This is a genomic window from Bradyrhizobium sp. Leo78 (assembly GCF_059512425.1).
Genome location: NZ_JCAMOT010000001.1, coordinates 508,107 through 519,729, shown reverse-complemented (window position 1 = coordinate 519,729; position 11,623 = coordinate 508,107). Strand labels below are relative to the sequence as shown.

The 11,623-nt window shown below is 65.0% G+C and carries 6 protein-coding genes and 1 pseudogene; 3 read left to right on the top strand and 4 right to left on the bottom strand.

The window, feature by feature from the left end; translation table 11 throughout:
• Positions 1-144 precede the first annotated feature (144 nt).
• A complete protein-coding gene (locus AC5ZG1_RS02345) occupies positions 145-1,866 on the top strand; it encodes an outer membrane beta-barrel protein (protein ID WP_456643251.1) in 1,722 nt (573 codons plus the stop codon).
• Position 1,867: 1 nt separating this feature from the next.
• Here the strand turns inward: AC5ZG1_RS02345 and AC5ZG1_RS02340 are convergent, their stop codons facing one another.
• Together AC5ZG1_RS02340 and gltB are read right to left on the bottom strand one after the other, a co-directional pair.
• On the bottom strand, positions 1,868-3,325 hold the full coding sequence (locus AC5ZG1_RS02340; RefSeq protein ID WP_496131870.1) for a glutamate synthase subunit beta: 1,458 nt from the start codon (positions 3,323-3,325) through the stop codon (positions 1,868-1,870).
• Positions 3,326-3,507: 182 nt separating this feature from the next.
• On the bottom strand, positions 3,508-8,241 hold the full coding sequence (gene gltB / locus AC5ZG1_RS02335; protein ID WP_496131869.1) for a glutamate synthase large subunit: 4,734 nt from the start codon (positions 8,239-8,241) through the stop codon (positions 3,508-3,510).
• 455 nt (positions 8,242-8,696) lie between these two features.
• On the opposite strand from gltB, the gene AC5ZG1_RS02330 reads away from it, so the two are divergent.
• Positions 8,697-9,407, top strand: a complete 711-nt coding sequence (locus AC5ZG1_RS02330; protein WP_496131868.1) for a hypothetical protein — start codon at positions 8,697-8,699, stop codon at positions 9,405-9,407.
• 194 nt (positions 9,408-9,601) lie between these two features.
• On the opposite strand, the gene AC5ZG1_RS02325 is transcribed toward AC5ZG1_RS02330, so the two are convergent.
• Entirely contained in the window at positions 9,602-10,072 is a 471-nt protein-coding gene (locus tag AC5ZG1_RS02325; RefSeq protein WP_028162974.1) for an Hsp20 family protein, read from the bottom strand.
• 218 nt (positions 10,073-10,290) lie between these two features.
• On the opposite strand from AC5ZG1_RS02325, the gene AC5ZG1_RS02320 reads away from it, so the two are divergent.
• Positions 10,291-11,238 carry an alpha/beta fold hydrolase gene (locus tag AC5ZG1_RS02320; protein ID WP_496131867.1) on the top strand — a complete coding sequence of 316 codons (948 nt, stop codon included), beginning with the start codon at positions 10,291-10,293 and terminating at the stop codon, positions 11,236-11,238.
• A 17-nt stretch (positions 11,239-11,255) separates the two neighbouring features.
• On the opposite strand, the pseudogene AC5ZG1_RS02315 reads toward AC5ZG1_RS02320, so the two are convergent.
• Positions 11,256-11,582: pseudogene (locus AC5ZG1_RS02315) on the bottom strand (c-type cytochrome); the annotation flags it as partial.
• Positions 11,583-11,623 lie beyond the last annotated feature (41 nt).

Here is an 11,623-nt window from a genome sequence, read left to right as displayed (position 1 = left end):
TAGCACGGCCGGCGGCGGCAGGCGACGCAGCCGGCCGCTCTCAACGAGCCATTAACCATAATTGTTTTAACTCCATTAAGGACGTTCTCGGCCCCGTTCCGCGTTTGCCGTGTAAGTCAAGGAATTTGTTGAGGTATTTCTATCGTGGGACGAGGGCGAGCAAGGGGCCGGGCTGGGCGCGCGCGCTATTTGCGCGCGCCTGTCGTGTGCCTTGCCGCGCTCGCGGTGAGCGGCCCCTTCGCGCAGGCCCAGACGGTCACGCCCGATTTGTTCAGCCCGTCGCGCACGACCCAGGTGGCGCCGCCTGATTCGCCCCTGCGCAGGACCGCGGCCGAGCTGGCCGATCCGCTCAACGATCCACGATTGCGTGACCGGGATCGCGATGGCCGCGCGCCGTCACGCATTGGCCAGGTGCCGTCTTACGGCCTGCCGGCTGCGAACGGCGCCTCGACGTCAGGCTATGACTCGCTCAACCGCAAACGCCAGCAGCCGAAATATTATCCGGCGCAGGCGAGGCCGAAACGGCCGCCCGGCCCCGGCACGCCGCCGCCCGCGCCACCGCCGAGGACTCTGGCCGGACAATTGCGCCTGTCGATCCCGCCGTCGGAGACCGCCAACAAGCCGCCGGTGCCGCCGGCAATGGCCGGCAATGTGGTGGGCCAGCCGCCGCGCAAGCGGCTTAAGGTCGACGATGATCCGTTCGGCGCGGTCGGCGATTATGCCGGCAGCTTCCTGATCAAGTCCGCGGTCGAACTCAGCGCCGGCTATGAAACCAATCCCGGCCGGCTGTCGGTGCCACAGGGCTCGCCGACCTACGTGATCGCCCCGGAATTCCTGGCGGTGTCCAACTGGGAGCGCCACGCGCTGGTCGCGGACCTGCGCGGCTCCTTCACCGGCTACACCCAAAACCTGACGCCGAACGCCGATGGCACAGCGCTCTCCGCGCCGCTCGATATCGATCGCCCCAACTTCATCGGCCATATCGATGGGCGGCTCGACGTCACCCGTGACACAAGGCTGATGGGGCAGGCGCGGCTGCTCGTCTCCACCGACATCCCCGGCAGTCCGAACGTGCCGGCGGGTCTCGCCAGGTACCCGATCTACACCACGGTCGGCGGCACCTTCGGCGTCGACCAGAATTTCAATCGCCTGCAGGTCTCCGCAGGCGCCACCGTCGACCGCACCGATTACCAATGGTCCAGGCTCACCGACGGCTCGTTGGACTCGAACGATGACCGCAACTTCAGCCAGTACGGCGGCGTCGCGCGCGTCAGCTACGAAGTGAACCCTGCGGTCAAGCCGTTCGTGGAAATCCAGGGCGACAGCCGCGTCCATGATCTGCGGCTCGACCGCTCGGGCTTCGCGCGGGATTCCGTGGGCGGCTACGCGAAGGCCGGCTCGTCCTTCGAGTTCTCGCGGCTGTTGTTCGGCGAAGTCTCGATCGGCTACGCCGCCCGCAACTATCAGGATCCGCGGCTGAACCGGCTGGATGGCCTGCTCACCACGGCATCGCTGACCTGGACCGCGACGCCGCTGACGACGGCCAAATTCTATTCCGACACCCAGCTCGCCGAGACCACGCTGCCCGGCACATCAGGCGTGCTGGCGCGCACCTACACCGTCGAGGTCGATCACGACTTCCGCCGCTGGCTGACCGCGATCGGCAGGTTCACCTACGGCACGCTCGACTACCAGGGCGACAACCGCGTGGACAAGATCTACTCGCTGTCGGGCGACCTCATCTACAAGATGACCCGCAGCCTCTGGATTAAGGGCACCGTCCGCCACGACATATTGGACTCGAGCTCGCCGGGATCGAGCTCGCAGTCGACGGTCATGCTGCTCGGGGTCAGGGTGCAGAACTAGCCTACCGCGGTAGATCCGTCTTGCCCATCAAGAACGTGTCGATCGCGCGGGCGCAGAGGCGGCCTTCGCGGATGGCCCAGACCACCAGCGACTGGCCGCGGCGCATGTCGCCGGCGGAGAAGACGTTGGGCAATGAGGTCTGGTAGTCGCTCGTGTTGGCGCGGACGTTGCCGCGCTGGTCGAGGTCGACCGCGAGCTGCTTGAGCAAGCCGTCGTGCACGGGATGCACGAAGCCCATCGCCAGCAGCACGAGCTCGGCGTCGAGCTCGAACTCGGTGCCGGGCAGCGGCTTGAACTTGTCGTCGACCCTGATGCAGTGCAGCTTCTTCACCTTGCCGCCAGTGCCCTCGAACTTCTGGGTCAGCACGGCGTATTCCCGGATCGCGCCTTCGGCCTGGCTCGACGAGATCCGCATCTTCAACGGCCAGTTCGGCCAGGTCACGCCCTTGTTCTCGCGCTCCGGCGGCGCCGCCATGATCTCGAGCTGGGTCACGGACTTGGCGCCCTGGCGCAGCGAGGTGCCGATGCAGTCGGAGCCGGTGTCGCCGCCGCCGATCACCACCACATGCTTGTCCTTGGCCAGGATGTCGGTCTCGCCGTTGAGCGGCTCGCCGGAGACGCGGCGGTTCTGCTGCGGCAGGAAGTCCATCGCGAAATGGATGCCGTCGAGATCGCGGCCGGGGATGGGGAGGTCGCGCGGGGCTTCCGCACCGCCGGTCAGCGCGATCGCGTCGTACTGGCTCTGCAGATCGCTCGGATCGATCGCGCCGGGTGCATCGCCTCCGACTTGGGCGCCGTAATGGAAGGTGACGCCTTCGGCCTCCATTTGCGTGACGCGGCGATCGATGATGCCCTTCTCCATCTTGAAGTCGGGAATGCCGTAACGCAGCAGTCCGCCGGCCTTGGCATACTTCTCATAGACATGCACGTCGTGCCCGGCGCGCGCGAGCTGCTGCGCGCAGGCCATGCCCGCCGGCCCCGCGCCGATCACCGCGACCTTCTTGCCGGTCTTCTCGGCCGGGACTTCCGGCTTCAGCCAGCCATTGTCCCAGGCGCGGTCGACGATCGCGCATTCGATGGTCTTGATGGTGACGGGGTTGTCGTCGATGTTGAGCGTGCAGGACGCCTCGCACGGCGCCGGACAGATGCGGCCGGTGAATTCGGGGAAGTTGTTGGTCGAATGCAGGTTGCGCGAGGCTTCTTCCCAATTGCCCTGATAGACGAGGTCGTTCCAGTCGGGGATCTGGTTGTTGACCGGGCAGCCGGGTGTGCCCGGCGCGACCGAGCCGGTGCCGTGGCAGTAGGGAATGCCGCAGTTCATGCAGCGCGCGGCCTGATCGCGGAGGTCCTTCTCGCTGAGCGGAATGACGAACTCGTGGAAATGCTTCAGCCGCTCGGTGACCGGCGTGTACTTGCGGTCGTGCCGCTCGATCTCGAGGAAACCTGTGATCTTTCCCATTAAGCCTGAGGCCCCTGCACCTGGTTCGTCTTGTTTCGTCATCCGGGCTCGCGTCACGCGCCCCGTTAGACCCTCATCCTGAGGACCGGCGCTCGCGCCGCGTCTCGAAGGATGAAGGCCGGTATCCTGGCCTCATGGTTCGAGACGGCGCTTCGCGCCTCCTCACCATGAGGGTCTTGTGACTACGCTCCGATCGCGATTTTCGGCTCGGCGTCGGCGTTCGCCTTCATTTCCTTCAGTGCGCGACGGTACTCGACCGGCATCACCTTGCGGAATTTCGGCAGCCACGCCTTCCAGTCCGCCAGGATCTCGGCGGCTTTCTTCGAGCCGGTCAGCTTGGCGTGCCGCGTGACCAGCACATGGAGCCGTTCGACATCGGAATCAAGCAGGTTCTGGAACACGTCGACCCGGCCATGCGCCTCGAGATCGCCGGCATGGTGATAGGTGGCGGCATTGATCATCTCTTCCGACAGCACCGGCTCCAGCTCGACCATCGAGAGGTTGCACAGTTTCGGGAAGTCGCCGGCTTCGTCCAGGACATAGGCGATACCGCCGGACATGCCGGCTGCGAAGTTCCGGCCGGTCTTGCCGAGCACGACGACGATGCCGCCGGTCATGTATTCGCAGCAATGATCGCCGGCGCCCTCGACGACCGCGACCGCGCCGGAATTGCGCACGGCGAAGCGTTCGCCGGCGATGCCGCGGAAGTAGCATTCGCCCTCGATCGCGCCGTACATCACGGTGTTGCCGACGATGATCGACTCCTCCGGCACGATGCCGGAATTCTTCGGCGGCTTGACGATGAGGCGTCCACCAGAAAGGCCCTTGCCGACATAGTCGTTGCCTTCACCTTCGAGCTCGAAGGTGACGCCCTTGGCAAGCCACGCGCCGAATGCCTGGCCCGCGGTGCCCTTGAGGCTGACATGGATGGTATCGAGCGGCAGGCCTTCATGGCCGTAGATCTTCGCCACCTGGCCCGACAGCATCGCGCCGGCAGAGCGGTCGGTGTTGTTGATCTCCTCTTCGATTCTGACCGGCGCGCCACGGTCGAGCGCGGCGCGGGCCTTCTCGATCAGGCGACGGTCGAGCACGGCTTCAAGATGATGGTTCTGGGCCTCCGAATGGTAGATCTTCTGGCCCTTCTCCTCCTTCTGCCGCACGAACAGCCGCGAGAAATCGAGGCCCTTGGCTTTCCAATGCGCGACCAGCGAGGTCTGGTCGAGCATCTGGGTCTGGCCGACCATCTCGTCGAACGTCCGGTAGCCGAGCGTCGCCATGATCTCGCGCACTTCCTCGGCGACGAAGAAGAAGTAGTTGATCACGTGCTCGGGCTGGCCGGTGAATCGCTTGCGCAGGACCGGGTCCTGGGTCGCGACGCCGACCGGGCAGGTGTTGAGATGGCACTTGCGCATCATGATGCAGCCGGCAGCGATCAAGGGCGCCGTGGCGAAGCCGAACTCGTCGGCCCCGAGCAGCGCGCCGATCACGACATCACGCCCGGTGCGGAAGCCGCCGTCGACCTGCACCGAGATGCGGCTGCGCAGCCGCTCGCGCACCAGCGTCTGGTGAGTTTCGGCGAGCCCGATCTCCCACGGGCTGCCGGCATGCTTGATCGAGGTGAGGGGCGAGGCACCGGTGCCGCCCTCGAAGCCCGCGATCGTCACATGGTCGGCACGCGCCTTCGCGACACCGGCGGCAACCGTGCCGACGCCGATCTCGGAGACGAGCTTGACCGACACGGCGCCGTCCGGATTGACGTTCTTCAGGTCGTAGATGAGCTGCGCCAGATCCTCGATCGAATAGATGTCGTGGTGCGGCGGCGGCGAGATCAGGCCGACGCCGGGCGTCGAATGGCGAACGCGGGCGATCGTCGCGTCGACCTTGTGGCCGGGCAACTGGCCGCCTTCGCCGGGCTTGGCGCCCTGCGCCATCTTGATCTGCATCATGTCGGAATTGACGAGATATTCCGTCGTCACGCCGAAGCGGCCCGAGGCGACCTGCTTGATCGCCGAGCGCATGGAATCGCCGTTCGGCAGCGGCTTGAAGCGATCGGATTCCTCGCCGCCTTCGCCGGTGTTGGACTTGCCGCCGATCCGGTTCATCGCGATCGCGAGCGTGGTGTGCGCCTCGCGTGAGATCGAGCCGAACGACATCGCGCCCGTGGAGAAGCGCTTGACGATCTCCTTGGCCGGTTCGACCTCCTCGAGCTTCACCGGCTTGCGCTTTTCTTCTGCCGCGGTCTTGATCCGGAACAGGCCGCGCAGCGTCAGCAGCCGCTCCTGCTGCTCGTTCAGGATCTTGGCAAATGCGCGATAACGCTCGAGCGAGTTGCCGCGCACGGCGTGCTGCAGCGTCGAGACCGACTCGGCGGTCCAGGCGTGATCCTCGCCGCGGGTGCGGTAAGCGTACTCGCCGCCGACATCGAGCGCGGTCTTGTAGACCTGGGCGTCGCCGAACGCATCGGCATGCCGACGCGCGGTTTCCTCGGCGATCTCACCCAGCCCCACGCCTTCGATGCGGGTGTGGGTGCCGGCAAAATACTTGCCGACGAAATCGGCCTTCAGCCCGACGGCGTCGAAGATCTGCGCGCCGCAATAGGACTGGTAGGTCGAAATGCCCATCTTGGACATCACCTTGAGCAAGCCCTTGCCGATCGACTTGATGTAGCGCTTGACGATCTCCTTGTCGTCGAGCCCGCCCGGCAGGCGGTCCTTCATCGCGATGATGGTCTCGAATGCGAGGTAGGGATTGATCGCCTCCGCGCCGTAGCCGGCGAGACAGGCGAAATGGTGCACTTCGCGCGGCTCTCCGGATTCGACCACGAGGCCGACCGACGTACGCAAGCCGGTGCGGATCAAATGATGATGCACGGCGGCGCAGGCGAGCAGCGCGGGGATCGGGATCCGGTCGGTGCCGGTCATGCGGTCGGACAGGATGATGATGTTGATGCCTTCGCGCACCGCGCCCTCGGCGCGCGCGCAGAGCTCATCCAGCACCTGCTCCATGCCGGCCGCGCCGAAGCCGGCGTGGAAGGTGGTGTCCAGCGTGCGCGACTTGAAATGCGTCTCGGCAACATCGGAGATCGAGCGGATCTTCTCCAGATCCGCGTCGGTCAGGATCGGCTGGCGCACTTCGAGGCGCTTGGTGGAGGCGAGCCCCTGCAGGTCGAACAGGTTCGGCCGCGGCCCGATGATCGAGACGAGGCTCATCACCAGCTCCTCGCGGATCGGGTCGATCGGCGGGTTCGTCACCTGCGCGAAGTTCTGCTTGAAGTAGGTGAACAGCGGCTTCGCCTTGTCCGACAGCGCCGAGATCGGCGTGTCGTTGCCCATCGAACCCGCGGCTTCTTCGCCGGTTGCCGCCATCGGCGTCATCAGGATGTTGATGTCTTCCTGCGAATAGCCGAATGCCTGCTGGCGGTCGAGCAGCGGCAGGTTCGAACGCACGCTCTTGGTCGGCGCGTCAGGCAGTTCTTCGAGCTGCATCTGGGTGCGGGCCAGCCAGTCGCGATAGGGATGGCTCTTGGCCAGATCGGCCTTGATCTCGTCGTCGGGAATGAGCCGGCCCTGCTCGAGATCGACGAGCAGCATCTTGCCCGGCTGCAGCCGCCACTTGGTGACGATCTGGTCCTCCGGGATCTTCAGCACGCCCATCTCGGACGCCATCACGATGCGGTCGTCTTTTGTCACCAGATAGCGCGCCGGCCGCAGGCCGTTGCGATCGAGCGTGGCGCCGATCTTGCGACCGTCGGTGAACGCGATCGCGGCGGGGCCGTCCCACGGCTCCATCATCGCGGCGTGATATTCGTAGAAGGCGCGGCGCTCTTCATCCATCAAGGGATTGCCGGCCCACGCTTCCGGAATCATCATCATCACCGCGTGTGGCAGCGAGTAGCCGCCCTGCACCAGGAATTCGAGCGCGTTGTCGAAGCAGGCGGTGTCGCTCTGGCCTTCATAGGAAATCGGCCAGAGCCGGCTGATGTCCTTGCCGTAGAGCTCCGAATGCACGGAAGCTTGCCGCGCCGCCATCCAGTTGACGTTGCCGCGCAGCGTGTTGATCTCGCCGTTATGGGCGATCATGCGATAGGGATGCGCCAGCGACCAGGCCGGGAAGGTGTTAGTCGAGAAGCGCTGGTGCACCAGCGCCAGCGCGCTCGCGAAATCGTCCTCGTGCAGGTCCGGATAATACTTGCCGAGCTGATCGGCCAGGAACATGCCCTTGTAGATTACCGTGCGGCACGAGAACGAGACCGGGTAGTAGCCGGCCATGCCGCGATCGCGGCGCTGATAGATCGCCTGCGAGATCGACTTGCGCAGGATGTAGAGCCGGCGCTCGAACTCGTCCTCGGTCTTGCCGACGCCGTTGCGGCCGATGAATACCTGCAGGTGATAGGGCTCGGTCGGCTTCACGGTGACGCCGAGGGAGGAGTTGTCGGTCGGCACGTCGCGCCAGCCGAGCAGCTTGAAGCCCTCGTTCTTGATCTCGTCGGCGATGATGCTCTTGATGACGTTGCGCCAGGCGGCATCGCGCGGCAGGAACAGCGCACCGATTGCATAGTCGCCCGGCTGCGGCAGCTTGAAGCCAAGCTCGGCCGCCTTGCGCGCGAAGAAGGCGTGCGGGATCTGCACCAGGATGCCGGCGCCGTCACCGGCGCGCGGATCGGCGCCGACCGCGCCGCGGTGCTCAAGGTTGCAAAGAATGTTCAGCGCGTCGGAGACAATCTGGTGCGAGGGTTTGCCCTTGATGTTGGCGATGAAGCCGACGCCGCAGGCATCCTTCTCCAGGCTCGGGTCGTACATCCCGTCGGCTTTGGGACGCCAATCGTGTTCGCGCGCCGGTTCGTCCGCTTTCGAGGCTGCGGCCGCCGACAACGTCTCTGTCACGATGGTTTCGCGCTCGAATTCCGACCCGCTCATGTTTCCTCTCAAATAAGGCTAAAGGGCCTCACGGTCGTTGGCGCACCTTGGGCGTTGCGGCACCCACTGGGCCACCGCTCGTCCTCCGCGAGCCGCAATGTCTTAAATCAGGCGAGGAGCGTTCAACGTCCCTGAGGAACGGCCTTGCCCGCAGCATTCTCGGAGCCCGAAGGGCCGAGTTTCCGTTGCAATCCCTATGCCGGGAATTGCTCCGCGATTAAGACAGCTATACTGTCCTAACTCCGACCTTGCCAAATTTTTTTCTATCACACAAGCGCATGAGAGTCCTCGTCCGCATGTAGTTTTGCGCGGTGCGCGACGGGAGGGCCGCCCCCGATTTGAAGCAAACGCGCCGTGATCCGGCCCAAGGACCGCCGGAATTGCCACTGAAGTTTCCCGCGGGCGCCAGAGGGCAAAAATGCTCCACGCCCAGCGTCTTACAGGAGCTACCGGTGATGAAGCTGTTTACGGGATGGGTCTTGTCTGTGGGGCTCGTTCTTGCGGCCCCGACCGCCAACGCGCAGGTGCTGGCGCCCAATCACGTCGAAAATCCGCTGGTCGTGACCGTGTCCGACTTCGACGGCCCCTATGCGGTGATGCCGCCGGAAGTGCCGGCGCCGCGCTATGGGCCAGCCTACGAACCGGGGCTGCTGCCGCCGATCGAAGTCTACGCCGTCCTGCGCGAAAACGGGTTCCTGCCGCTCGGCATCCCGCGGCAGCACGGGCTGGTCTACACGATCGCGGTCATCGAGCCCGGCGGCAGCGAGGGCAGGCTGATCATCGATGCGCGCAGCGGGCGCATCATCCGATTCATTCCGGCCGACGGGATGGATGACGATTATCGAGGCGATCTGAGCGGCGCCTATGGCGCTGCCGGGCCGTTGCCGCCGGCAACCCCTGTTCGCAGCAGCGTGCCGCGGCCGCCGGCCCCGATTCCGCATGTGGTGAGCCGGACCGTGCCGAAGCCCAGGCCGAACCCGCTGGCCGCGAAGCGCGCGCCGGAACCGGCCCAGCAATCAGCGGCCGTGCAGCAGAAGCCCGCGGAGACCCAGCAGGCCATTCCGCCGGCTGCCGCCCCGACCGTCGGCCAGGTCAAGCCGGCTGCTCCCGCCGCGCCGACCATTCTGCCGACCCAGGAAATGCCGCAGGTGCAGGGCTTGGAGTAGCAAACGTTCCTGTCATTCCGGGGCGATGCGTGAGCATCGAACCCGGAATCCATTTCGCCGCCGACACCCGTGGCCAAATGGATTCCGGGCCTGCGCCTGACGGCGCATCCCGGAACGACCGAGAAAAACAAAAACGCCCCGGTTTCCCGGGGCGTTTTGCGTTCGGCCAATATCTGCCGAAGCTGCTGCCGCGATTAGGCGGCGGCCTTGGAGCCGTCGGCGACCTGCGGCGCGGCGGAGCCGGTCGTGATCGGAATGCTGCGCGGTTTCTTGGCCTCGGGAATCTCGCGAATGAGGTCGACGTGGAGCAGGCCGTTCTCAAGCGAAGCGCTCTTCACCTGTACGAAGTCGGCGAGCTGGAACGCGCGCTCAAAGGCCCGAGAGGCGATGCCGCGATAGAGAACGTTGGTATTGTCCTTGCCATTCTCGTTGGCGGTCTTCTCGCCCTTGATCGTCAGCGTGTTTTCCTTCGCGACGATGGAAAGCTCAGCCTCGGAGAAGCCGGAAACCGCAACGCTGATGCGGTAGGCGTTCTCGCCGGTGCGCTCGATGTTGTAGGGGGGATAGCCGGGGCTGCCGTCCGAAGTCGCCTGATCGAGCAGGTTGAAAAAGCGGTCGAAGCCGACGGTGGAACGATAGAACGGGGTCAGATCGTAGGTACGCATGATAGTCCTCCAATGAGCGACTGATTCGATTACCCGCCCGCCATCGGGCCGGGCTTTAGTCTGTGTGCAGCCTGATGTTCCGGTTCCGAAACACTGGTAGCGGCCTGCACGAAGGTGATATGGGTGGGGCCATCAGGCGTTCAAGAGGCGGAAATATCGTCGCTTTTTGGCGCTCACGCCCTTGATTCCCGCCGTCTCTCACCTAGCGGTTCCCCTTCATGACGCTCGTCTCCATTCCAGCCAATCCGGTTCCGGAAGACGTCGTCAGCGGCACCATCAAGACGCCTGATGGCGCTGAATTGCGCTTTGCGCGATGGGCGCCGCCACCGGGCCGCAAGGGGACAGTCTGCGTGTTCACCGGCCGCAGCGAGATGATCGAGAAATATTTCGAGACCGTGCGCGATCTGCGCGACCGCGGCTTTGCGGTGGCGATGATCGATTGGCGCGGGCAGGGCCATTCCTCGCGGCAGTTGCGCGATCCACGCAAAGGCTATGTGCGCAGCTTTGCCGATTACGAGATCGACGTCGAAACCTTCGTGCAGCAGGTGGTGCTGCCGGATTGTCCGCCGCCCTATTTTGCGCTGGCGCATTCGATGGGCGGAGCCGTGATGTTGCGCATCGCGCATGCGGGAAAACGCTGGTTCGATCGCATGGTGCTGTCGGCACCGATGATCGACCTGCCGGGACGCCGCACCTCATTTATCCCATCCGCGCTGCTGCGGATCATGCGGCTTGCCGGCCAGGGCGGACGCTACGTTCCGGGCGGCAGCGACGATCTGGTCGGGCTTTCGCCCTTCATCAACAATCCCCTCACCAGCGATCCCGTCCGCTTTGCGCGCAACGCGGCGATCCTGGAAGAAGACGCAACGCTCGGCCTCGGTGCGCCAACGGTCGCCTGGGCCGACACTGCCTTCAAGGCGATGCGTACGTTCCGCGAATATTACTATCCCTCGCAGATCCGCCAGCCGATCCTGATGCTGGCGGCGAGCAACGACACCGTGGTGTCGACGCCTGCCATCGAGGAGTTCGCCTATCACTTGCGCGCCGGCTCGCATCTCGTGATCGCCGGCTCCAAGCACGAGATCCTGCAGGAGCAGGACCGCTATCGCGCGCAGTTCTGGGCCGCGTTCGACGCCTTCGTGCCGGGGACGCCGCTGTTCGGGTAGAATATTTCCTCGATCGGCTACAAGGTCTTCAGATATTCGATCAGGGCTTCGCGCTCATTCTTGTCGAGCGCGCGGCCGACGATGCCCTTCGGATACGGTGCGGCTCCCTCGAACGAGCGGCCGCTCACGCTGTTGCCGTGGATCTCTTTTCCGTCGCGATCGGTCGCCGAGAACAGCGTCTGGCCATTCCTGCACGACGTCTCGTCGCTCTTCACGTCCAAGCCGACATGCTCCGGGTCGAAATCACGCGCGCCCATGCAGAACTTTTTTGGACGCTCGGCGGCGGGTCGGAGCAGCCATTCGAGCGAGGCGACGGAGCCGTTGTGCAGATAGGGTGCCGTGGCGCGGTCAAACCACCGAAGCGCGGTGGCGGGGTGTTACACGA